This is a genomic window from Asanoa siamensis, from assembly GCF_016862555.1.
GTDB lineage: Bacteria > Actinomycetota > Actinomycetes > Mycobacteriales > Micromonosporaceae > Asanoa > Asanoa siamensis.
The window spans coordinates 1-21,965 of the sequence record NZ_BONE01000111.1 but is presented as its reverse complement, the minus strand read 5'-3'; the positions used below and the strand labels follow the sequence as shown (position 1 = coordinate 21,965).

The 21,965-nt window shown below is 70.6% G+C and carries 23 protein-coding genes, 1 tRNA gene and 2 pseudogenes; 11 read left to right on the top strand and 15 right to left on the bottom strand.

Going from position 1 to position 21,965, the window contains the following annotated elements:
• Nucleotides 1-110: 110 nt before the first annotated feature.
• From Asi02nite_RS37595 to Asi02nite_RS37580, 4 genes are read right to left on the bottom strand one after another with little or no spacing between them, the layout of a single operon-like run.
• Nucleotides 111-761: an aminodeoxychorismate/anthranilate synthase component II gene (locus Asi02nite_RS37595; RefSeq protein ID WP_203718819.1), complete on the bottom strand. Its 651-nt coding sequence runs from the start codon at nt 759-761 to the stop codon at nt 111-113.
• Nucleotides 762-765: 4 nt separating this feature from the next.
• Nucleotides 766-1,068, bottom strand: coding sequence for a hypothetical protein (locus Asi02nite_RS37590; RefSeq protein WP_203718818.1), 303 nt, complete (start codon nt 1,066-1,068; stop codon nt 766-768).
• 4 nt (nt 1,069-1,072) lie between these two features.
• Nucleotides 1,073-2,410: a class E sortase gene (locus tag Asi02nite_RS37585; protein ID WP_203718817.1), complete on the bottom strand. Its 1,338-nt coding sequence runs from the start codon at nt 2,408-2,410 to the stop codon at nt 1,073-1,075.
• Between the two features lie 13 nt (nt 2,411-2,423).
• Complete coding sequence (locus Asi02nite_RS37580; protein WP_373312413.1) at nt 2,424-3,203, bottom strand: DUF881 domain-containing protein; 780 nt, start codon at nt 3,201-3,203, stop codon at nt 2,424-2,426.
• Nucleotides 3,204-3,382: 179 nt separating this feature from the next.
• Between Asi02nite_RS37580 and Asi02nite_RS37575 the strand changes: the two genes are divergently transcribed.
• From Asi02nite_RS37575 to Asi02nite_RS37560, 4 genes are all read left to right on the top strand, one after another.
• Complete coding sequence (locus tag Asi02nite_RS37575; RefSeq protein ID WP_203718815.1) at nt 3,383-3,649, top strand: cell division protein CrgA; 267 nt, start codon at nt 3,383-3,385, stop codon at nt 3,647-3,649.
• 117 nt (nt 3,650-3,766) lie between these two features.
• Nucleotides 3,767-5,962, top strand: a complete 2,196-nt coding sequence (locus Asi02nite_RS37570; RefSeq protein WP_203718814.1) for a (Fe-S)-binding protein — start codon at nt 3,767-3,769, stop codon at nt 5,960-5,962.
• 107 nt (nt 5,963-6,069) lie between these two features.
• The gene (locus Asi02nite_RS37565; RefSeq protein WP_203718813.1) at nt 6,070-7,269 is read left to right on the top strand and encodes a sensor histidine kinase; all 1,200 of its coding nucleotides are present in this window, start codon (nt 6,070-6,072) and stop codon (nt 7,267-7,269) included.
• 4 nt (nt 7,270-7,273) lie between these two features.
• Nucleotides 7,274-7,918, top strand: a complete 645-nt coding sequence (locus tag Asi02nite_RS37560) for a response regulator (RefSeq protein ID WP_203718812.1) — start codon at nt 7,274-7,276, stop codon at nt 7,916-7,918.
• 220 nt (nt 7,919-8,138) lie between these two features.
• Here the strand turns inward: Asi02nite_RS37560 and Asi02nite_RS37555 are convergent, their stop codons facing one another.
• The 3 genes and pseudogenes from Asi02nite_RS37555 to Asi02nite_RS37545 form a co-directional block, all read right to left on the bottom strand.
• Nucleotides 8,139-10,115 (bottom strand): glycosyltransferase family protein, encoded by a 1,977-nt coding sequence (locus Asi02nite_RS37555; RefSeq protein ID WP_203718811.1) that lies wholly within the window; start codon nt 10,113-10,115, stop codon nt 8,139-8,141.
• Between the two features lie 105 nt (nt 10,116-10,220).
• Nucleotides 10,221-10,844: pseudogene (locus Asi02nite_RS37550) on the bottom strand (DedA family protein); the annotation flags it as partial.
• A 69-nt stretch (nt 10,845-10,913) separates the two neighbouring features.
• Nucleotides 10,914-11,147, bottom strand: a complete 234-nt coding sequence (locus Asi02nite_RS37545) for a hypothetical protein (protein ID WP_203718809.1) — start codon at nt 11,145-11,147, stop codon at nt 10,914-10,916.
• Nucleotides 11,148-11,237: 90 nt separating this feature from the next.
• On the opposite strand from Asi02nite_RS37545, the gene Asi02nite_RS37540 reads away from it, so the two are divergent.
• Genes Asi02nite_RS37540 through Asi02nite_RS37530 form a run of 3 tightly spaced genes read left to right on the top strand, consistent with a single transcriptional unit; the run spans nt 11,238 to nt 14,707 of the window.
• Nucleotides 11,238-12,602: a hemolysin family protein gene (locus tag Asi02nite_RS37540; protein ID WP_444541785.1), complete on the top strand. Its 1,365-nt coding sequence runs from the start codon at nt 11,238-11,240 to the stop codon at nt 12,600-12,602.
• Nucleotides 12,595-13,647 (top strand): hemolysin family protein, encoded by a 1,053-nt coding sequence (locus tag Asi02nite_RS37535; RefSeq protein WP_203718808.1) that lies wholly within the window; start codon nt 12,595-12,597, stop codon nt 13,645-13,647. The genes Asi02nite_RS37540 and Asi02nite_RS37535 overlap by 8 nt, the downstream gene beginning before the upstream one ends.
• The gene (locus Asi02nite_RS37530; protein WP_203718807.1) at nt 13,580-14,707 is read left to right on the top strand and encodes a C40 family peptidase; all 1,128 of its coding nucleotides are present in this window, start codon (nt 13,580-13,582) and stop codon (nt 14,705-14,707) included. Before Asi02nite_RS37535 ends, Asi02nite_RS37530 begins: the two co-directional genes overlap by 68 nt.
• Before the next feature lie 61 nt (nt 14,708-14,768).
• On the opposite strand, the gene dcd is transcribed toward Asi02nite_RS37530, so the two are convergent.
• On the bottom strand, nt 14,769-15,365 hold the full coding sequence (gene dcd / locus Asi02nite_RS37525) for a dCTP deaminase (RefSeq protein WP_203718806.1): 597 nt from the start codon (nt 15,363-15,365) through the stop codon (nt 14,769-14,771).
• Nucleotides 15,366-15,409: 44 nt separating this feature from the next.
• On the opposite strand from dcd, the gene Asi02nite_RS37520 reads away from it, so the two are divergent.
• The gene (locus Asi02nite_RS37520; protein WP_203718805.1) at nt 15,410-15,925 is read left to right on the top strand and encodes a pyridoxamine 5'-phosphate oxidase family protein; all 516 of its coding nucleotides are present in this window, start codon (nt 15,410-15,412) and stop codon (nt 15,923-15,925) included.
• Nucleotides 15,926-15,994: 69 nt separating this feature from the next.
• Here the strand turns inward: Asi02nite_RS37520 and Asi02nite_RS37515 are convergent, their stop codons facing one another.
• Nucleotides 15,995-16,960, bottom strand: a complete 966-nt coding sequence (locus tag Asi02nite_RS37515; protein WP_203718804.1) for a zinc metalloprotease — start codon at nt 16,958-16,960, stop codon at nt 15,995-15,997.
• A 156-nt stretch (nt 16,961-17,116) separates the two neighbouring features.
• Here Asi02nite_RS37515 and Asi02nite_RS37510 point away from each other — a divergent pair.
• Both Asi02nite_RS37510 and Asi02nite_RS37505 read left to right on the top strand, forming a co-directional pair.
• A tRNA-Gly gene (locus tag Asi02nite_RS37510) sits at nt 17,117-17,187 on the top strand.
• Nucleotides 17,188-17,842: 655 nt separating this feature from the next.
• Nucleotides 17,843-18,145 (top strand): hypothetical protein, encoded by a 303-nt coding sequence (locus tag Asi02nite_RS37505; RefSeq protein ID WP_203718803.1) that lies wholly within the window; start codon nt 17,843-17,845, stop codon nt 18,143-18,145.
• Here the strand turns inward: Asi02nite_RS37505 and Asi02nite_RS37500 are convergent.
• The 3 genes from Asi02nite_RS37500 to Asi02nite_RS37490 are packed head-to-tail and all read right to left on the bottom strand — an operon-like array spanning nt 18,142 to nt 19,714.
• On the bottom strand, nt 18,142-18,930 hold the full coding sequence (locus Asi02nite_RS37500) for an alpha/beta fold hydrolase (protein ID WP_203718802.1): 789 nt from the start codon (nt 18,928-18,930) through the stop codon (nt 18,142-18,144). The two genes, Asi02nite_RS37505 and Asi02nite_RS37500, sit on opposite strands and share 4 nt — an antisense overlap.
• The gene (locus tag Asi02nite_RS37495; protein ID WP_203718801.1) at nt 18,927-19,382 is read right to left on the bottom strand and encodes an SRPBCC family protein; all 456 of its coding nucleotides are present in this window, start codon (nt 19,380-19,382) and stop codon (nt 18,927-18,929) included. Before Asi02nite_RS37495 ends, Asi02nite_RS37500 begins: the two co-directional genes overlap by 4 nt.
• Nucleotides 19,379-19,714 carry an ArsR/SmtB family transcription factor gene (locus Asi02nite_RS37490; RefSeq protein WP_203718800.1) on the bottom strand — a complete coding sequence of 112 codons (336 nt, stop codon included), beginning with the start codon at nt 19,712-19,714 and terminating at the stop codon, nt 19,379-19,381. The genes Asi02nite_RS37495 and Asi02nite_RS37490 overlap by 4 nt, the downstream gene beginning before the upstream one ends.
• Nucleotides 19,715-19,799: 85 nt before the next feature.
• Here Asi02nite_RS37490 and Asi02nite_RS37485 point away from each other — a divergent pair, with 85 nt between their 5' ends.
• On the top strand, nt 19,800-20,159 hold the full coding sequence (locus Asi02nite_RS37485) for a hypothetical protein (protein ID WP_203718799.1): 360 nt from the start codon (nt 19,800-19,802) through the stop codon (nt 20,157-20,159).
• A gap of 3 nt (nt 20,160-20,162) precedes the next feature.
• Here the strand turns inward: Asi02nite_RS37485 and Asi02nite_RS37480 are convergent, their stop codons facing one another.
• The 3 genes and pseudogenes from Asi02nite_RS37480 to Asi02nite_RS37470 all read right to left on the bottom strand — a co-directional run.
• The gene (locus Asi02nite_RS37480; protein ID WP_203718798.1) at nt 20,163-20,720 is read right to left on the bottom strand and encodes a flavin reductase family protein; all 558 of its coding nucleotides are present in this window, start codon (nt 20,718-20,720) and stop codon (nt 20,163-20,165) included.
• Between the two features lie 23 nt (nt 20,721-20,743).
• Nucleotides 20,744-21,553, bottom strand: a complete 810-nt coding sequence (locus Asi02nite_RS37475; RefSeq protein ID WP_203718797.1) for a hypothetical protein — start codon at nt 21,551-21,553, stop codon at nt 20,744-20,746.
• Between the two features lie 120 nt (nt 21,554-21,673).
• A pseudogene (locus Asi02nite_RS37470) lies at nt 21,674-21,965 on the bottom strand (hypothetical protein); the annotation flags it as partial.

The window sequence follows — 21,965 nt, the reverse complement described above, 5'->3', positions numbered from 1 at the left end:
GGTTAAAAAACAAGCTAGGTTCTGTTTCGTATCTGGAGCCGGGCTGCGGCGGGCCCAGATACGAAACAGAACCTCGCTGACGCGGGCCCGTCGGGGCCCGCGTCACCCGCTCAGGTCGTGGCGAAGGCGGCCCGGCGGCGGGCGTCGACCTCGGCGGACAGTTCCGGCGCGCGCTCCAGCGCCTCCGGATGGCCGCAGGCCGCGAGCCAGTTGGCCAGCATCAGGTGGCCGCCCTCGGTGAGCACCGACTCGGGGTGGAACTGGACGCCCTCGATCGGCAGCGTGCGGTGCCGCATGGCCATCACGACGCCGGACTCCGTCGCGCCGGTCACCTCGATCTCGTCAGGCAGCGTCTCGGGCAGCACGGCGAGCGAGTGGTAGCGGGTCGCGGTGAACGGATCCGGCAGGCCGCCGAGCACGCCCGCGCCGCGGTGGTGCACCAGCGAGGTCTTGCCGTGCAGCAGTTCCGGCGCGCGGGTCACGGTGGCGCCGAAGGCCGCGCCGATCGCCTGGTGCCCGAGGCAGACGCCGAAGATCGGCAGCTCACCCGCGTACTCGTTGATCACGTCGATGCAGATGCCGGCGCGCTCGGGCGTACCCGGACCAGGGGAGAGCAGGACGCCCGCGGCGCCGGACCGGCCGACGGCGGCGAGGTCGATCTCGTCGTTGCGCCGCACGTCGCACTCGACACCCAACTGGCCCAGGTACTGCACCAGGTTGAAGACGAACGAGTCGTAGTTGTCGATCACGAGTACGCGCATGGTGCTACCTCGGAAGCTGATTATCGGTCTCGGTCGAGTACGGGATGTCGTGGTCGTCGAGGCCGGACTCGCGCGGGTCCGGCGTACCGACCCCGGGGTCGCCGACGCCCGGGTTGCCGTCGACCGGCGCGCCCGGCACACCGCCCTCCTGGGTGACCTGCACGTCGTCGAACGGCAGCAGCGGCTCGGCCCACGGGAACACGACGAACCAGAACAGCGAGAGTATGCCGGTGACCAGCACGATCGAGGTCAGCAGCTTGCCGGCGACGCCGTCGAACGGCAGCTTGCGCCAGATCCACGCGTACATCGCCTCAGCCCTTCAGCTCGGCGGGGTCACCCTGCGACTTCGGCTGGGTCCGGACCAACTCGCCGTGGACGATCAGCCGCTGGTAGTTGTCGAACTTCGGGTTGCAGGTGGTCAGCGTGACCATCGCCTTGGTCGCCTTCGAACCGGGCAGCATCGGCACCGGGGCGACGACCTCGACCTGGGTCGGCAGCACGATCCGGGTCTTCACGACGTGGTAGATGTACCAGTTCTTCTTGTCCTCGACCACGATCGAGTCGCCGTTGTCGAGCTCGTCCAACCGCCAGAACGTGGCCCGGTTGCGGTGGCCGGCGACCGAGAAGTTGCCGACCTTGCCGGGCAGCGCGGTGTCGGGGTAGTGGCCCGGCGCGTAGCGGATGTCGGCCTGGGTCACCCCCTCGACCACGACCCACTGCTGCTTGAGCGTCGGGATGTAGAGCTTGGCGATGCCCTGGATCTTGGAGCCGAGGCCGCCGGTGCCGGCCGCGGGTGTCGGGCCGACCGTCGGGTCGTCGCCCGGCTCGTCGGCCCACTGCTGCTCGAGCGCGCCGGCGAGCGCGTCCTGCTTGCCGCCCTGGACGACACCGACACCCCAGACCTCGTACGCCGCGAAGAGCAGCACCACCAGGCCGAAGGTGATCATCAGCTCGCCGCCGACGCGGATGCCGGCCCGGATCCGGGACCAGACGGTCGGCCGAGTGAGCTCCGAGTAGACGCTCTTGTAGCCGTCGCCCTCGTTCGTCGCGCGCAGCCGCACGACCTTTTCGCCGCGGCGGGGCTTGGGCGGCGGGCCAGGGATCGTGACGGGCACGTCCGGTGCCGGGGGCACCGCGCCCATGACGGTGGTCACGTCCGGCGACTGGGTCGCCAGGTTCGCGTTGACCAGCTTGGGGATGACCGCGGTCTCGTCGGGCGACTGGACGGCCGGCTTCGGCGCGGCGGCCGGCACCTTCGGGATCACGGCGGTCGCGTCGGGCGACTGGGCCGCGGGCTTCGGCGCCGCGGGCGGCACCTTCGGAATGACCGCGGTCACATCGGGCGCGGGAGCCGGCTTGGCCGGCGGCGGCGCCTTGGCCGGCGCGGGCGCAGGTGTCACGACCACCTTGGGAATGACCGCCGTGGCGTCGGCCTCGGGCGCCGGCGGGCGCACCTTCGGGCCGGGCGTCACGGGCACGTCCGTGACGGTGGCCACGGCCTGGCGGTCGCTCACCCGGACGTCCAGCGGCCGCGGGTGCGGCCGGGCCACGGGTGAGGGCCGGGCGGCGGCCTCCGTGACACGCGGGATCACCGCCGTCGCGTCGTCGGCGTCGGGCGCGCGGTGCCGGCCGTTCTGATCATTCGTCATGACGGCGAAAGCCTCATGAAGTCACCTTCGCTGATCGCAGGGCACTGGACCCCTCGAACGCGGGTATCGTCACGTCCTTCTCCACCGTCTCTTGATATCCGAGCTGGAAGTGGTCGACAGCGTCTTTGAAGAGACGTACGCCGTCGGATTCTCCCAACGCCCGTTGCATCGCGCTGGGATCACCGATCGCCGTGATCACGAATGGTGGGGAGTAGACGCGTCCGTGCAGAAGCAGCGTGTTGCCGACACAGCGTACCGCGCTGGTTGACAACACCCGTACTCCCATGATCGACATGGCCTCGGCTCCACCGGCCCACATCGCGTTGACCGCGGCCTGTACGTCGCCCTGGTGCACGACCAGATCGTCGGGGCGGACGCCGTCGGGGCGCTCACCGGGCCGCTGCGCCGCGTCGTCGAGCCGGACGGTCAGGCCGGGGCCGCGCAGCGCGGTGAACCCGGCCGCGGGCTCCATGCCCTTGGCCCGGTCGCTCTCGGCCCGGATCGGGCCGTCGGTGCGGGCCAACTCGTCGGTCTGGCTCTTGACCGCGGCGGCGAGCTCCCGGGCGCGCTGCTGGCTGGCCGTCACCCGGTTGCGCTCCTCGTCGACCACCTGGGCGAGCCGGGGGCGGCGATCCTCGCGCAACGCCGTACCGTCGGCGGTCTTGGCCGTGGTGGTGAACAGCAGGCCGGCGGCCAGGGCGATCAGCGGCACCAGCGCCGACCAGGCGTTTCGGGGTTTGCGGACGCGCGCCGCCGAGCGCACCGCCGCCCGCCAGGGAGTCGACTCCGGCACCTGGCTCCTCCTGTCGTGCACGCTCGTCGATCTGGTGGCCAGGATTATTCCCATAACCCGGTGCCGCCCGTCCATGGCCGCGACGCGCCGCGTTGATTACGCTAGCTGGCGAACATTATTGGCCATGAACCGTCGCCGGTTGCAGGCCCGAGCGAGGACCACAACCAGGAGAGAGCGTCGTGCCCAAGTCGCAGGTTCGCAAGAAGAAGGTCTACACCCCTCCCACTGACGTGGTCACGAAGTCGTCGGTGGCCGCGAGCCGCAAGCCCAGCCCGCGCTGGCTCCCGGTGACCGGCGTCGCACTCATCGTGTTCGGCATCGCCTGGCTGGTCGTCTACTACCTCTCTGACACCGAATACCCGGTGGCCTCGTGGAGCTACTGGAACCTGGCGATCGGCTTCGGTGCGATGGTCGCCTCGCTCGCGGTGTTCAGCCGCTGGCGCTGATCTCCTTTTGGCTAAGGTGAGCCTCGGAGCGGGCTGCGGCATACCTCACGTTACTGATAAGTAACTTGTGCCGTAGCCTGGTCCACAGGGATACCTAGGCCAACGGAGGCTGTGCGCATGGGCGTCGTCGAGATCGTCTGTACGACCATCGCTGGTCTCATCACGCTCGTCGCCGTCGCGCTCGCCGCCCGCGCGGTCACGCGGATGTTCAGCGTCGTCCGCCAGGGTCAGCCCGACCCCGCCCGGCTCGGCTCCTGGGGCGTCCGCACCCGGGTCATGCTGACCGAGACCCTCGGCCACACCCGGATGCTCAAGTGGTCCGCGGTGGGCGCCGCCCACTGGTTCGTGATGGTCGCGTTCATCGTGCTGTCGCTGCTGGTGCTCGAGGCCTACTTCGAGGTGGTCTCCCCGGCCGGCGGCATCCCGTGGCTCTCCGGCTGGGTGGTCTTCGGCTTCGTCACCGAGATCATCGGCATCCTCGGCGTCCTGGGCATCCTCTACCTGATCTCGGTGCGGCTGCGGAACCGGCCGGGCAAGGCGCGCGGGCTGTCGCGGTTCACGGGCTCGACGATGTGGCAGGGCTACTTCGTCGAATGGATCATCGTCGGCGTACTCGTCTGCGGTTTCCTGATCCGCGGTTTCAAGGCCGCCACCGACCACCTGGAGTTCCCGACCTGGGCCGCGCCGCTCTCGCACGGCCTCGGCTCGGTGTTGCCGGCCTGGGAGTCGGGCGCGCCGGTGGTCGCCGCGATCAAGATCGTCATCTCGATGACCTGGCTGATCGTGATCTCGCTGAACGTGACGATGGGCGTGGCCTGGCACCGCTTCCTCGCGTTCCCCAACATCTTCTTCAAGCGCGACCCCGCCAAGCCGGCCGGCTCGGGCCTCGGCGCGCTCAAGCCGATGACCTCCAACGGCGCCCTGCTCGACTTCGAGGAGGCCGACCCCGAGAAGGACCAGTTCGGCGTCGCCCAGGTGGAGCAGTTCACCTGGAAGGGACTTCTCGACTTCTCCACGTGTACGGAGTGCGGCCGCTGCCAGTCGCAGTGCCCGGCGTGGAACACCGGCAAGCCGCTCTCGCCGAAGCTGCTGGTGCTCTCGCTGCGCGACCACGCGTACGCGAAGGCCCCTTATCTCCTGGCCGGCGGCGGCAAGGACCTGACCGGCGAGGAGAAGGCGTCGGCGGAGCAGTTGGCCGGGGTCGACGTGCTGGCCATGGCGGAGGCCGACCGGCCGTTGATCGGCGGTGCGGCGGAGGGCGGCGTGATCGATCCCGACGTGCTGTGGTCGTGCACCACCTGCGGCGCCTGCGTCGAGCAGTGCCCGGTCGACATCGAGCACGTCGACCACATCGTCGACATGCGCCGCTACCAGGTGCTGATCGAGTCGTCGTTCCCGTCCGAGGCCGGCGTGATGCTGCGCAACCTCGAGAACAAGGGCAACCCGTGGGGTGCGCCGCCGAACACCCGCGAGGACTGGACCAAGGGCCTCGACTTCGAGGTGCCGCGGGCGGGTGCGGGCGACGACTTCGAGTACCTGTTCTGGGTCGGTTGCGCCGGGGCGTTCGAGGACCGGGCCAAGAAGACCACCCGGGCGGTGGCGACGCTGCTGCACGAGGCCGGGGTCGACTTCGCGATCCTGGGCGAGGGCGAGACCTGCACGGGTGACCCGGCGCGGCGGATCGGCAACGAGTTCGTGTTCCAGATGCTCGCCCAGCAGAACGTCGAGACCCTCAACGAGGCGGGCGTCAAGAAGATCGTCGCGTCCTGCCCGCACTGCTTCAACACCTTGCGCAACGAGTACGGCGCGTTGGGCGGCAGCTTCGAGGTCGTGCACCACACGGAGCTTCTCGCCGAGCTGGTGTCGTCGGGGAAGCTGACGCCGGTGCAGCCGGTCGACGGTGGGGTCACCTTCCACGATCCGTGCTACCTGGGGCGGCACAACCGGGTCTTCACGCCGCCGCGCGAGGTGCTGTCCGCGTCCGCGGGTGGTGGCGAGCTGACCGAGATGCCGCGCAACTCCGAGAGGTCCTTCTGCTGCGGCGCCGGCGGTGCCCGGATGTGGATGGAGGAGCGGATCGGCAAGCGGATCAACATCGAGCGGGTCGAGGAGGCCATCTCCACGGGCGCGCACACGATCGCGGTCGGTTGCCCGTTCTGCTTCACGATGATCAGCGACGGGGTCACGGCCAAGCAGGCCGCCGGCGCGACCGATGGCGTCGAGGTGGTCGACGTGGCGACCGTGCTGCTGCGGTCGGTGCGGCCGGAGAGCCCGACCGCGCCGACCGAGCCCGAGGTGACCGCGGCGGGCTGAGGTCCTGGGGCTGGGCTGGTCTGGTCTGGTCTGGCCGTTGTCCACAGGCTCCGGGCGTTGTCCACAGGCTGGTGCCTGTGGTTTTCCGCAGCGGTAGCGTGCAGGCCATGGTGGGGATGCTGGGCGCGGCCGGTCGGCTGTTCGTCGGCGTCTCCGTGGGCGCGGCCATCGCCTTCGCCGAGCTCGCCTTCCTCGGCTGGGCGGCGCTCGTCACGCTGTTCGGGCTGATCCGCGGGCGTCGGCCTGACGGCATCGAGCGCCCCGCGCGGCACCTGGTCGAGGTGTCACGCTGGCGCATCGCGGCGTTCCTGCCGGGCGGCGACGAGGTCGAGCACCTCGACGACTACCCGGGCCGCCGGGCGGTGGCCTACCTCAGCGCCCGTTGGCTCGTCGGCCTGCTCGGCGGTCTGGTCGCCCTGCTCTTCCTCTACGGCCTGGGCACCGGCGCGGTCTGGGCGCGTGATTTGTTCGTCGGCCGCAGCAGCGCGTTGCTCGTGGTGTCCCAGGTGATCGGCGGCCTGGTGCTGCTCTTCCTGGCCGTGCAGGGCTTCCTGGGGGTGGCGGCGCTGGACCGCTGGCTGGCGCGCCGGCTGCTGCTACCGAGCGACCGCGCCCGCTACGAGCGCCGCATCAGCGAGCTGGCGGCCAGCCGGGCGGGCGTGGTCGCCGCGGTCGACGCGGAGCGCCGCCGAATCGAACGCGACCTGCACGACGGCGTCCAGCAACGGCTGGTCGCCCTGGGCCTGCTGCTGGGCCAGGCGCGCCGGACCACCGACCGGCAACGCTCCGACGACCTGGTCGGCCAGGCACACGACGAGGCACGCGAAATCCTCGCGGAGCTCCGCGACGTGGCGTGGCGGGCCTACCCGGCCGACCTCGACAACCTAGGCCTCGCCGAAGCGCTGGCCCGGGTGGCCGAGCGCGCCGGTGGGTCGGTGACGGTCGACTGCCGGGTCGGGCGGCTGCCGTCCGCGGTCGAGACCGCGGCCTACTTCGTGGTGTCGGAGGCAGTGACCAACGCGGCCAAGCACGCCCGGGACAGCCGCGTTCGCGTCGTCGTCGGCGGCGGCGGAGGTCAGGCCGGGCCGACCGTCCGCGTCACCGTCACCGACGACGGCCCCGGCGGGGCCGATCCGGCCGGCGGGGGCCTGTCCGGCCTCGCCCGGCGCGTCGCCGCCCTCGACGGCTCGTTCGCCGTCGACAGTCCACCCGGCGGACCCACCAGCGTCACCGCGGAGCTGCCATGTCCCAGCGGGTCCTCGTCCGCCGCCGCCGTGCCGCTGCCGCGGTCCGACGGGGCCCGGTGATTCGATGCGGGTGATCCTCGCCGAGGACTCGGTGCTGCTGCGGGCCGGTCTGGCTCGGCTGCTGACCGACGAGGGCCACGAGGTCGTGGCCGAGGTCGGCGACCCCGTCGCGCTGCTGGCCGCCGTCGCCGCCGATCAGCCCGATGTCGTCGTCGCCGATGTTCGGATGCCGCCCAACCACCGGGACGAGGGGCTGCGGGCCGCAGTCGAGATTCGCAACCGTTGGCCGGCCGTCGGGGTGTTGGTGCTCTCGCAGTATGTCGAGCGCCGCTATGCCGTCGAGTTGCTCACCACTCGCAGCGACGGGGTCGGCTACCTGCTCAAGGATCGCGTGGCCGAGGTCGGCGAATTCCTCGAGGCGCTCGACCGGGTCGCCGCCGGGCGGGCCGCCTTCGACCCCGAGGTGGTCCGCCAGCTTCTGGCCCGTACGTCACACACCGACCCGCTGCGGAAGCTGACCCCGCGTGAGGCCGAGGTGCTCGATCGGATGGCGCAGGGCCATACCAACGCCGGTATCGCGGCCCACCTGCACGTCTCGCAGAGTGCCGTCGAGAAGCACGTCAACGCGATCTTCGACAAGCTCGATCTGTCCCACACGACCGGCTACAGCCGCCGGGTGCTCGCGATCCTCCGCTACCTCGGCTCGTAATAACCGGCGCCGGGCTGCGGCGGGCCCAGGCGCGCCGCCTGGCCGCCCGGCCGCTCCCGCCGCACGCCGGGACGGCCCGGACGGCGCTGACGGCCCGGACGGCTCCGACGGGCCGGGACGGCTCGGACGGGCCGGGACGGCCCGGATGGCCCGGACGGCCCGGATGGCCCGGACGGCTCGGACGGCACTCCGCCTCGCCTCGACCCCCGACGAACCGGGCCTAGATGCGGACGTAGGACGCGAACGGCTCGCGCGCCCGGTCGATGTCGCCGTGCAGCAGGTCGACCCACGCCCCCACCACCGCGGCCGGGTCGTAGCGGCGGCGCATCTCCGCCTTCGCCGCCGCCGACCGTTCCGCCCATACCTTCGGGTCGGCGTTGGCCAGCAGCGCGGCCGCCGCGTCGTCGACCGAGCGGTGCACCCAGTGGTCGTCGTACACCTCGCTCACGCCCGGCCACGGCCGGAACACCGGGACGGCGCCCGACGCCATCGCCTCGGCCGCGGCCAGGTGCACGCCCTCGATGTCGCTCATCGAGAGGAACGCGCCGACCTTGCGGTACCAGCGGGCCATGTCGCGCCCCGGCGGCTCGAAGGACACGCCGCCGCGCAGGATCGGGTCGCGCTCGATGCGGTCCTCGACCCAACCGGCGTACTCCTGCTCCGCCCGGCTGACCCCCGCGTGCGTGCTGTCGCGCACGATCGACCGGATGTGCAGCACGAACCGCGGGTCGACCCGACGCACGGCGGCCACCAGGTCGAGCGCGAGGTCGAGGCGCTTGAGCGAGCGCTCGGTGCCGACCATGCCGATCGCGAACCGGGCGTCGGGCAGCTTGGGCCGGTCGAGCCAGTCGATGTCGAGGAAGTTGGGGATGTAGACCAGCTTCTCCTTGGGCCACCCGATCTCGTCGCGGATCCGCGGACCGAGCGCGGGCGCGATGTAGACGACCGCGTCGACCTTGTCGATCTCGATCTGCTTCGGGTACGGGGCCTCGATCTCGAAGCGGTGCAGCCGGACGATCAGGTTCTGGGTGGGCAGCTTGTGCTTGGCCAGCCAGACGGCGCTCGGCCGGGCCCACTCCGCGACCACCGTGTCGGCCTCCGCCAGCAGCGGCGCCGTGCGGCTCGTCCCCTTGGAGACGAACTGCCACTCGTCGAGCGAGACGGTGAAGTCGGCGCGATCGTCGATGCGGTCGGCCAGCTCACGGATGAACTTGAGGTCGAAGCCGGAGATCAGCACGTCCCGGTGCGACCGGGCCGGCGCGGCCTCGGCCGGCAGGGTGGCCGCGACCACCTCGCGGGCGCCGCGGTCCTGCGCCGCCGCCGTCCACTCGGGCGGGGCGTCGGGCAGGCTCGGCCGCGGCACGCCCCGGCTCTCCTGAGCCCAGTCGAGCAGGTCAGCCGGCGCCCACTCCGCGCTCAACCCGCGCCGGCGGGTCATCGGGAACGAGTACGCGTCGGACGGGTGCCGCCACCCGGCGAGCTGGGCGATGTCGTCAGCGACATCCTCGGCTGTGTTGCTACCGATGCCTGGACTTTCAGTCGGCATGGCGGACCCGGGCCCCTGCGGGGCGGTGCCGCCGGTCGGCGTGGATTCCGGGGCCGAGGTGTCTGCGCAGGCCGGGCACGGGCGGTCAGGAACTACCGGCGGCAGGATGATCACCCGGGGGCGGGCGGTGTTGACCGTGCGTTCCACCGCGTCGCGGCCGATCTCGCTGTCGGTGACGAAGCCCGCGATCCGCGGCGCGAGCTCGTTGACCAGCGTGCCGAACGTGGTCGTGTCGCCCGGCAGCCCACGGCTCGGCGGCAGCGCCAGCGCCCAGAGCCGCTCGCCGGGCGCGCCGCCGTCGACAGCGGCCAGCGCCGCCCGCAGCGACTCGGCGACCACGACGTCCGCGCCCGCGGCCGCCAGGCCCGGCACCGGCTGGGGGCCGGGATCCGGGGCGGGCGGCGGCGGTGGCGGCGGCGGGAACACGGTGCGGCGGATCTTCCGGGCGGCCTTGCGCGCGAAGCTCGGCGGCGGTGGCGGCGGCGGCTTGGGGACGGCCGGCGGCGGCGCCGGCTTCTGCCAGGTCACGTCCGTCACGGTGGTACCGGCGGCGGTGAACGCGGCCGCGGCGGCGGTGCGCCAACAGCACACGCCGGGCACGTCGGGCCACTCGCTGTCGCGCAGCAGGACCAGGCGTGGAGTGGTCGCCATCGGTGATTCCCCAGGGGCTCGGACGGGCGGGCAGGCCGGCACCCTACCGTACGCGCGGGCACGATGGTTGGTCGATGAGCGTCACCGCGTTGAGTGCCGGCCCGCGGACCGGCGCAGGCGGCTGGCCACGAACCAGGCGACCAGCAGCACCACCGCCCCGATGACCATCTTCTGCAACACCCCTGCGTACGCCTCGACCCGCCACCACGACTCGCCGAGTTGATAGCCGGCCAGCACGAAGACGGTGTTCCAGATCAGGCTGCCGGCGGTCGTCAACGCCAGGAACGTCGGTATCGGCATCCGCTCGACCCCGGCCGGCACGGAGATCAGGCTGCGGAAGATGGGGATCATCCGGCCCAGGAACACCGCCTTCGTGCCGTGCCGGGCGAACCACGCCTCCGTACGGTCGACGTCCTGCATCCGGATCAGCGGCAGACGGGCGGCGATCGCCCGGATCCGCTCGCGGCCCACCGCGGCGCCGATCAGATAGAGCGCCAGCGCGCCGACCACCGAACCGGCCGTGGTCCAGAACAGCGCCGCCGCCAGGCTCATGTCGCCCCGACTGGCGGTGAAGCCGGCCAACGGCAGGATGATCTCGCTGGGCAGAGGCGGGAACAGGTTCTCCAGGGCGATGGCCACGCCGGCGCCGGGGGCACCGAGGCGCTCCATGAGGTCGACGGCCCAGGCGGCGACGCCACCCATGGTCTCTGGTTCGCTGGCGGAAATCATGCCGATGACGCTATGAACGCCGCAGGTCACCCACCATGCGGCGAACCGCCCGGCCGACTGCGGTAAACCTCAGGTCTGGCTGTTGAGCCAACCGAAGATAGCGGCGCCGAACAGCACCGCGACGATCAGGATCCGGCCCGCCACCTTGCGGAAGTTCGCCCACATCGCCTTCTGCAGACCGGGCAGCCCGTTCTTGGTGCCTCGGTAGTCTGCCCGGGCGCGACGGTAGCGCTCGCCGAACCACCCCATCGTCCAGCCGAGGGCGACCGCACCCGCGAACGTCGCCAGTACCGCCCCGCCCATCAGGCCTCCCCACGCCGCATTCACCGAGTGTGTTCAATCCGTGCCCGACAGCATTGCGCTACGTAGCCGTGAAGGTCAATACGCCTAAGCGTGAAACAATCCCGCCGAGGTGAACCGATCATCGACGACCTACTGCTCACCACCCTTCTCCCGCTGGTCGGGTTCGTGCTCCTGACCGCGGCCAACGCGTTCTTCGTCGCCGCCGAGTTCGGCCTGGTCACGGTCGACCGGGCCGAGATCGACCGGCGCGCGACCGGCGGTGACAAGCGGGCAGGCACCGTCCGTAAGGCCCTGCACTCCCTGTCGTTCCAGCTCTCCGGCGCGCAGTTGGGCATCACGATCGCCGCGCTGCTGACGGGCTACACCGCCGAGCCCGCGCTGGCCAAGCTGTTCCGGCCGGTGATCGAACCGCTGGCGCACGAGTCGACGCGTACGGTGACGACGATCCTCGCTCTGGCTCTTGCCACCCTGCTGTCGATGCTCTTCGGCGAGCTGATCCCGAAGAACGCGGCGCTCGCCCGGCCGATGTCGGCGGTGCTCGCCACCGTGGTGCCGCTGCGGATGTTCTCCGCCACTTTCCGCTGGTTGATCGCGGTGCTCAACACCTCGGCCAACTGGGTGGTCCGGCGGCTCGGCATCGAGCCCCAGGAGGAGCTGGCCAGCGCGCGCTCGCCGGAGGAGCTCGGGCTGCTCGCCGCCATCTCGGCCCGGGCGGGCGCCCTGCCCAACGACACCGCGATGCTCCTGCAACGGACCATCCGGTTCGGCGACAAGCGGGCCGCGGAGGCGATGACGCCGCGGGTCGACGTGGTCGCGCTGCGCGGCACCGCCACGGTGGCCGAGTTGCTCGAGGCGGCAAGACAGACCGGGCGGACCAGATTCCCTGTGTACGAGGACACGCTCGATCTCGTCACCGGCGTTGCGGCGGTGCCGGACGCGTTGGGCGTACCCCCGGCGCGGAGGGCGACCACGACGGTGACCGCGGTGGCCCGCGAGCCCGTCTACGTGCCGGAGAGCCTCGACCTGGACGGCGTGCTCGCCGCGCTGCGGGCCGCGGACGCCGATCTCGCGATCGTGGTCGACGAGTACGGCGGCACCGACGGCGTGGTGACCGTCGAGGACCTGGTCGAGGAGCTGGTCGGCGAGATCGCCGACGAGTTCGACGTCGAGGCCGTCGAGGAGACGGGTGCCGTCGAGCTGACGGTGCCGGGCGGGGAGCGGACGTTCCTGGTCGACGGCGTGCTGCGGGCCGACGAGCTGGCCGAGCTGACCGGCTTCCGGCTGCCCGAAGGCCCGTACGAGACGCTCGCGGGCTTTTTGATGGCCCAACTCGGGCACATCCCGCTGGCCGGCGAGACGGTCCGCGACGCGGGTTGGGAGTTCACGATCGTGGAGGTGGAGCGCCACCGGATCGAGCAGGTCCGTGTCGTCGCGCCGGAGGTCGACCATGCTTAACCTGCTCGTCACGGCGGTGCTGATCCTGGGCAACGCGTTCTTCGTGGGCAGCGAGTTCGCGCTCATCGCGTCACGCCGTACCGTCATCGAACCGATGGCCGCCGCCTCCCGCCGGGCCCGGCTGACGCTCTCGGCGATGAACCAGATCCCGCTGATGATCGCCGGAGCGCAGCTCGGCATCACGATCTGCTCGCTCGGCCTCGGTGCGATCGCCGAGCCGGCCATCGCGCACCTCTTCGAGGGCCCGTTCCACGCGGTGGGTCTGCCGGACGCGGCCGTACACCCGGTGGCGTTCGTCGTGGCCCTGATGATCGTGGTCTACCTGCACACCGTGATCGGCGAGATGGTGCCGAAGAACATCGCCATCGCGGGACCCGAGAGCACCGCCCTCTGGCTCGGGCCGGCGATGCTGGCGTTCTGCGTGTCGTTCAAGCCGCTGCTGGTCGCGCTCAAGTGGGTGTCCCGCATCGTGCTGCGGCTGTGGCGGGTCGAGGCGGCCGACGCCGTCAAGACCGTGTTCACCGCGGAAGAGTTGGCCGGCCTGGTCTCCCAGGCGCGCACGGAGGGGCTGCTCGGCTCCGAGGAGCATGCCCGGATCACCGGTGCGCTGGCGTTGCACGACCGGACCGCGGCAGACGCGATGCGCGCGTGGTCGTCGGTCACCACCGTGGACTCGGACGTGTCGCCGGCGTCGCTGGAGGTGCTGGCCACCCGTACCGGGCGGTCGCGCTTCCCGGTGGTGCAGCGGGGAACGCGGCGCGTGCTCGGCTTCGTGCACGTCAAGGACATCCTCGGGTACGCGGGCGCGAGCCGGACCGCACCGGTGCCGGCGGAGGTGATCCGGCTGCTCACGGTCGTACCGCCGGATCGCACGCTGGCCGATCTCCTGCTTTCCATGCGACGTGAGCGCCAACACATGGTGTTGGTGAGTGACGGTCGGTCGCCGCTTGGAGTAGTGACTCTCGACGATGTTTTGAATGCCGTTGTCGGTCAGGGCAATTCGGGCGTTCCCGGCGGAGGTGTTACACCGCCCGTACCCGCCTGACAGCGCAGCGAATGCGGCCTTGCCACCCGTTTCGCCATTCCCTAATGTGTTTCCTCGGCGGCGTAACCCCCACGCCCACTCAGTCTCACTACGGGAGGCAATCGCCTTGCGCGCGTCCCGGCCGTTTGTCCGCGTACTGCTGGCCCTAGGCTTCGGCGTCGTCGCCGCGGTGCTCCCGGCGGGCCTCGCTGCTGCCGAGCCCAACCCGCAGCAGATCGAGGCGGAAATCGACGCCAAATGGCGTCAGCTCGAACCGGTCATCGAGCAGTACAACAAGGTCCACTCGGATCTTCAGAAAAACCAAAAGAAAGCTAAAGACTTAGAAAAGAAAATCCAGCCGTTGTCGCTCCAGGCCGACATCGCGCTCGACCGGATCGGCGTTATCGCCGCTCAGCACTACAAGACCGGTCCGACCGGCGAGCTGGGCATGCTGCTCAGCGGCGGCAGCACCGGCGACCTGACCGACCAGCTCGTCATCATCGACATGCTGGCCCGGCACGAGCAGGCGCAGATCGCCGACGTCGTCGCCGCCCGCGACAAGTTCAACGGCGAGAAGGCCAAGCTCGACGCGCTGGTCGCCGAGAACAAGAAGGCCGACACCGAGCTCGCGGCCCGCAAGAAGCAGATCTCGGCCGACATCAAGAAGCTCGAGGCGTCGCTGCCCCCGACCCGGGTCAACGTGGCCAACTGCCCGAAGATCACCACGGTGACCACGGCCGAGGCGACCGCCGTCAAGACGGCCTGCGCCCAGGTGGGCAAGCCCTACGTGTTCAACACCGACGGGCCCAGCACGTTCGACTGCTCCGGCCTGACGCTGTACGCATGGGGCAAGGCGGGCGTGTCGCTGACGCACTACACCGGCGACCAGTGGGACGAGACCTATCCGGTGTCCAGCCCGCGGGCCGGTGACCTGGTCTTCTTCTACAGCCCGATCAGCCACGTGGGGCTCTACATCGGCAACGGCCAGATGGTCCATGCGGCCCGGGCCGGCAAGCCGGTGATGGTGGCCAGCGTCAACAACATGCCGATCACGGGATACCGGTCGGTGAAGAAGCGCTAGCGCGCGTCTTCGGTTTCGCGCGGTGGGGGCCTTCGGGCCCCCACCGTTGTTTTGTGCGCCCTTATGCGTCGGGTGCGTCCGGTGCGGTCGGCCAGGTGCGCCAGTTCTGCCAGGCGCGGCTCGGGGTCGGGCCGCGCTGGCCCTGATAGCGCGAGCCGTAGACCGCGGCGCCGTAGGGGTGCTCGGCCGGCGACGAGAGCCGGAAGATGCAGAGCTGGCCGATCTTCATGCCGGGCCAGAGCATGATCGGCAGGTTGGCGACGTTGGACAGCTCCAGCGTCACGTGGCCCGAGAAGCCGGGGTCGATGAAGCCCGCCGTCGAGTGGGTGAGCAGGCCGAGCCGGCCCAGGCTGGACTTGCCCTCCAGGCGGCCGGCGAGCCGGTCGCCCAGCGAGATGACCTCCATCGTCGAGGCGAGCACGAACTCGCCCGGGTGCAACACGAACGGCTGACCGTCCGGCACCTCGACCAGCGAGGTGAGCTCGTCCTGCTGCACGGCCGGGTCGATGTGCGTGTAGAGGTGGTTGTTGAACACCCGGAACAGGCGGTCGAGCCGCACGTCGATGCTGGACGGTTGCACCAGCGCCGGCTCGAACGGCTCCAGCGTCAGGGCGCCCGACTTGATCTCCGTGACCAGGTCACGGTCGGAGAGCAGCATTGAATCACCCTATGGCTCGTACGTATGTACGATAGAATCACTCCATGGCTTCCTGGTCTGAGTTCGCCGCCGATGAGCCGCGACTTGCGCGGGCGATCCACGCCCTCATGCACCAATACGGGCCCGGCCTGGGCTACTTGGCGACCGTCCGGGCCGACGGCGGTCCGCGGGTGCACCCGGTCTCGCCGGTGATCACCGACGACGGGCTGTTCTGCTTCGTCGTCGACTCGCCGAAGCGCCGCGACCTCGAGCGCGACGGCCGCTACGCGCTCCATTCGTTCCCACCGGAAGACAGCGACGACGAGGCCTATGTCGCGGGCCGAGCCGAGCCGGTCACCGACCTGCGGCGGATCGCGGCCATCGCCGCCAACCTACGCGCCGAGCCCCGGGTCGACTGGCGGCTCTTCGAGCTCACGATCGAGGCCGCCATGCTCGCCCGCCGCGGCACCGGCACGCCCGAGGTCCGCATCTGGCTGGAGCCGGCGGGTCGCCAGCGCCGATCATCACCGCGGCGACCGGCCGCCCGGCGCGCCCGGGTCCTGGTCGAGGCCGCCACCTGACGCACGACCGCGCCCCCGGCACCGCGCTCGAGGTCGCGGCGCCGGGGGCGCGGTCTTGGGTTCGCTTGCTTACGGCGCGCGGAAGGCGTTCCACGCGCGGGTCATGCGCTTCACCTGGCCCGCGGTGAACTGATACATGCAGACGTCGTCGGTGTAGTCCATGAAGTTGTGGATCGGGTCGAGCCCGGGCGCGGTGCACGTGTCGGCCCCGGTCGGGCAGCCGAACTGCGCGTCGGCCTCGGCCGGCGTGTCGTCGACGTGGTCGCCCTTGCCCTCACACCCGTTCTCGAAGGTGTGCATCAGGTTGAGCCAGTGCCCGACCTCGTGGGTGGCGGTGTCGCCCTCGTTGTAGGGGGCCTCGGTGCCACCCGGCAGCGACTCGGAGAGGATCACGGCGCCGTCGTACTTGCCCATGTTCCGCTCCGGGTAGGTCGCCCAGCCGAGCAGACCCGGGTCGATCAGCCCGACGTAGATGTTGAGCGTCTCCGGCCCGCCGACCCGCAGCTGGCGCTTCATCTGCCGCTCGGCCGGCGTCTCGACCAGGATCGGCGACCACGCGGGGTTGACCACGCGGTTGACCTTCTTCAGCTTGAACTCGAACGGCGCGGCGGCCCCACCGGTGAACCCACCGTAGGCCTGGTTGAGCACGTTCATCTGCGCGTCGATCATCGACCGCGGAATGTCGCCGGTCGCCCGCGTCCCGTCCTCGGACACGACGTGCACGACCACCGGCACGGTGATCGTCTTGCGCCGCTCGTCGAGCACACCGCCACTGCGGGCACCGACGGCGGCCGCGAACTCGGCCTCCCGCACGGCGACCTCGGCCGCGGACAACTCGTTCGGATCGTGCCGCTGCGCGGCACCCTTCTTGACCTTGAGATCGACGTGGCTGCCGCCGCCGGCGCAGACCTCACCACCCCCAACGGCCGTCGCGGGACTGGCCACGGCGGCGCCACCCACACCCACCAGTAAGGCGAGCGCGGCACCCGCGGTCCCCGCGGCCCGCCAAACCCACCGTCTTCCGTGCGGCGTCATCGACACACCTCTTCCTCCCCTGGAACAGATGTGAAGGACGTTACAGATGAGCCGGAAGCGAAGGAACGCCCAGAAACCCTCCGCCCGCCCTAGTCGCCCCCCTCACGGAAGGGGTTGCTGCACAACCAGCGGCGATTGGGTAGAGTGATCCCGCCCGCGGGTGTAGTTCAATGGCAGAACATCAGCTTCCCAAGCTGACAGTGCGGGTTCGATTCCCGTCACCCGCTCGTCCCTGAGTCCCTCATGTCCGCGGAGAACGCGGACCTGGGGGACTCGCCATTTCTGCTCCGGGGCCGAGCCCCGGACCCCACGTTCCATCGGTCGCGGCCCGCGCGGGGCTTGCGCGTTCCTGGAGGCGCGCTCGCAGACGCATTCCAGGCTGACAGCGCGGCGCGGCTCGTCTCGTCCGACGTCATCGCTGATCGCCAGGTGTCCGGGGAAAGCGGTCCTGGGGATCACCGGCTGCTCCGGTGCCGACCCTCGGACGTTCTGCGGTGCAGGTGCTGCTCCCGGCAAGCCGGGATCGGTTCGCTGTCCCGCTCACGCCCTGCCCCGTCCAGTAGGCCATCTGGTTTCTCGTCGGCGTGGGGTTAGTGGTGGCGACTAGCCGTCGCGATTGCACTGCAATCGCTCGCGAGAGGTTCACGAGGTGGGGGCGGGGTCGCAGGGTTGAGCACGGAGATCACCGAGACAATTCACAGCTCGCTTGGTTCACAGTTTGCGCCCAATGGCAGGAGGCGATATGTCCTGGTTAGACGCCAGCGCTCTCTGTGGCCTGGCAGCTGATTGTGCCAAGCGGGTCCTCACGTTCAGCTGGGAGGGCTAAAGCCCGCCGCGATACTCCGCGGTGCGGGGCAGGCGGGATCCGGTAGGCACGATTGAATGTCTCGGCTTCTGGGCTGTCTACGGCTCGCGGGCCGTCTGCTGATCATCAGTTGGCGGTCGTGCCTGGAGTCTGGCGGGCCGTTGCGGTTGTTCTTGCCGTGCGTTGGTCGGCTTGGGTTCCTGCGGGTTTCCGCTCTGGTCGGCCGAATCGGCAGTGTTGGCAGCACCGATGTCTTCGCCGACGCGGTCGGCAGGTATCGGCTCTATTCAGGAACCGTCGGGCGTGCATCTTCGGCCAAGGCGAAGGCCGTGCCGACGACGCCGAAGCTGTCCGACGGCACGGCTCACGCCGTCGACTAACGGCCCTGCGTGAAGAAGTCCGTCAGCACCGGCCCCAGGGACTCGGGTGTGACGTCGTGCGTCTGGCCCGGCAGCTCGCGATAGACCGCACCCGGCACAGCCTCCGCCGTCGTCTTGGCCGCGACGCGGAGGTTGTCCGGGCTCGCGCCGCCCGCCGCCACCAGCACCGGCACCGCCACCTCGGCCGCCACGGACCGGGGCACCGCGCTGTCGCCCATCACCGCGTTGTCGTAGGCCAGAGTGGGCGCGATCGACTCGAACATCGGCCAGAACGGCTGCGTGCGCATGCCCGCGACCATCTCCGCCGGCAGGCCGACCGACGTCATGAACAGCTCGATCGCGTCCCCGTCGCGGCCCGCGTCCAACAACGCGGCCAACCGCCGCGTATAGTCGCGGCTCCACGTGCCGCCATCCACTTCGGACACGAACGGCGGCTCGTAGAGCGCCAGACCGCCGAACGGCACTCCCGCCGCGGCCGCGTGCAGCAGTAGGGCCGCGCCCGACGAGATGCCGTAGGCGAACACACCGTCGCCGGCCTCCGCGACCAGAGCCCGCAGGTCGCCGATCTCGCGCGCCACCGCATAGGGAGCGGTGTCGCCGCTCGCACCCCGACCCCGCCTGTCGTACGCGTACACCGTGAAAGCGGGAGACAGCACGGCAGCCAAGCCACGCATGGGACCCGAGGCGCGGTAGCACATCGCCCCGTCCACCAGGATCACCGCAGGCCCGGTCCCGCTCCTCTCGTACGCGATGGTCGTGCCGTCGGCGGATGTCACCGTGCTCATGTCGTACCCCCCTCGTCGAGGATCTTCAGATAGGCCGCGAAGCGGTCGAGGCTCGTCTGGAAGCCGGCGCGGGCCGCGGCGCTGCGGAAGGCCGCCGGCACGTTGGTCTGGTGCGTGACCACCTCGGTGCGACCGTCGCGCAGCGCCGTGAACGTCACCGTCGTCCGCATGCCGCCGTGCGACTCGGCCTCGACCCAGACGAGCCGGTGCGGGCGCTCGACCTCGACGTAGACCGCGCGCATCGTGTAGGTGCTGCCGTCGCTGTCGTTGACCATCGTCGTCTCGAACGCGCCGCCCGGCCGCAGGTCGACCACGATGCCGTCGAGCGGCGTGGTCGTGCCGGTCGGACCCCAGAACCGGGTCAGGTGCGCCGGCGTCGTCATGCAGTCGAAGAGGAGCTCCGGTGGCGCGTCGTGCACCCGGCGATAGGTCAGCTCACCCGTGTCGGTCATCCGGAATCCCTCCCGCGCAGCTGCGCGATGTGCTCGTCCAAGCGGTCGTATCGGTCGGCCCAGACCCGCCGGTGCTCCGCTATCCAGCCGGCGGCGGCGTCCAGCCGCACCGCGTCGAGCGCGCACGGCCGCGACTGCGCCGACCGCGTCCGCTGCACCAGCCGGGCCTTCTCCAGCACCTTGATGTGCTTCGAGACCGCCTGCTGGCTCATCGCGAACGGCTCCGCTAGCTGGTTGACGGTGGCGTCGCCGCGGGCCAGGCGCTCGAGGATGGCCCGCCGCGTCGGGTCGGCGAGGGCGGCGAAGACCAGGCTGAGCTCGTCGGTGGTCACCCGTCGACCCTATCCACAACCAGGCCGTTGCACAACCAAATAGTTGTGTACGCGGAATGCGGTCGATGTGTAACGATCGATGACGATGAGCCTCCTCGTGCACGCGTACGTCCGTGGCCCCGCCGGCGAGATGTTGTTCCTCGACGGCCCGGCGGGCTCCGACCTGGCCGGCCCGTCCACGGCGCGCACCGGCATCTACGGCGCGCCCTGCGTGGTGGCCCTGGGGGCCAGGATGCTGCCGATGCTGGCGACACAGGACGTGTACGCCGAGACGGCCGCCGAACTCGACGCCCTGGACGCCGACTGCGCGCTCCTGCTCGCCAACCTCGACTACGTCGCCGCGTCGGTCGGTCGCGACCCCGACTTCGTGGCCCGCCGCCTGCGCAACATCGCCGCCGCCATCACCCGCGCCCGGAAGGCCGGCGGCGCGGTGGTCATCTGGTGACGGTCAGTCCTGATAGGACTTCCACAGCACCATCCGGTCGCGCAGGTCGATCAGGTCACCGTCGGCGTTGAAGGTGCCATCGCCGTTGTGGTGGAAGGTCCGGTGCTCGTTCCGGCTCGTGTTGACCCAGACCTGCTCGGCCTGCAGGATCACCAGCCCGCTGTAGGCATCGGCGAGTGAGTCGTCGACCACCCGGCACTCCACATTGGCCAGACACTGCTCGATCAGCGGCGCCGTCACGTACCGCGCCTGCTTGGGGGTGAGCCCGAAGCGCTCGAACTTGTCGACGTCGTAGCCCGAGCAGTTGCCGATGTCGACCACCTGCTCCGCCAGGTCGACGCCGGGCACGCCGATGACGCATTCGCCGGTCTCGGCCAGCGAGCGTTGCGAGAAGTCGCCGGGGGAGATGATCGCGGCCAGCACGCCCTCGTGCGAGATCACCATGTGGAAGCCGACGGTCATCAGGTCCGGATCGCCGGCCAGGTTGCGGGTGGAGACCAGGATCGTCGGCCCGGACTCGAGCACGCGGTACGCCTTGGCGCCAGGCAGCGTTCGCCACATCGCCTTACCCCCTTGTCCCGACCCTAGGCCGGGTTCGGGCGGGGCGGCCAGCTTTCGTCGGTCAGGTAGGCGGCCGTGGCGTCGTCGGGCTCGACCCCGGCCGCCTGCTCGCTCGCCCGTACGCGTCGAATGATGTCTCGCGGCCCGTGCGTGCTCAAGGTGGCCAGGGTCTCCGGCCAGTCGGCCGTGGCGAAGCGGTCGACGTAGCGGCTGGCGCCGTTGCTCAGCAGGGCGACTCCGTTGAGGTCCTCGACCGGGGCCGTACCGATGATCGCTTCGGCGGCGGCCCGGGGGTCGTCCTTCGCCAGCCAGAACCCGCCGGGTTGGTTGCGGTTGGCCCGCAGGGCGGCGATGTAGACGCGCCGCGCCTCCTCCCACTCCGCGGTGCCGTGCGGCGCGGCTTCATAGGCGGCCTGATAGGGGACGCGGAAGTCGACCTCGCGCCGGTCGTGGACGACGACGGGACCGGGCGGGAGATCGAGAACGAGAACCGAATCACCGAGTACGAGGTAGTCGCCGCCGGTCCGGTAGATGGCCACTGTGGAGGATGGACTGCTGGGGTCGGTCAGGTCGCAGGTCGCGCGATGCGCGTCCGCGACGGCCGCGATGGCCTCGGCGAGCAGGGTGGTCAGCGCGACGTCGTCCAGACCCAGGCGGGCGACGATCTCACCGCCGAGCCGGTAGGTGTACCAGGCGACGCCATGCCGACAGATCGCCTCGGCACCACGCGTGCCGGCCCCGTCGAGCAGCACGGCGCCGGCGGGCACGGCGGCGAAGAAGTCCTCGTTGACCTCTCCGGCCCGCGCGGGCTCACTGGCCACGACGACGCGCATGACACGATCGTAGATGGACCAGATCCGGGCGACCGTCGAGGCTGCGTTGCGCAGACTGGGCTGACAAACGAAACGCGGACCCGCACCGAAGTGCGGGCCCGCGTTTTCCGTCGTTACGGACTAGCCGAGGCGGCGAGGTGCCGTCGCGTCGACCGACGGAGCCCCCAGCGGCTCGGCCTTGGCCGTGCCCCTGGCGGCGAGGGCGCCGCCGATCGCGGTTCCCGGGTACAACCAGAAGGAGCCCACGGCGTCGGCGAGCACGTCGATGGTGCCGACGCTGTTGTAGACCTTGAACGCCTTGTCGGGGCTGATCCCGGTGAGCACCGCGTTCGGCACCGTCTGGCCGGCCGCGGGGTTGAGGTTGCTGCCATCAGGCGTGACCTCGTTGGCGGGCCAGACCGTGACGTACGTA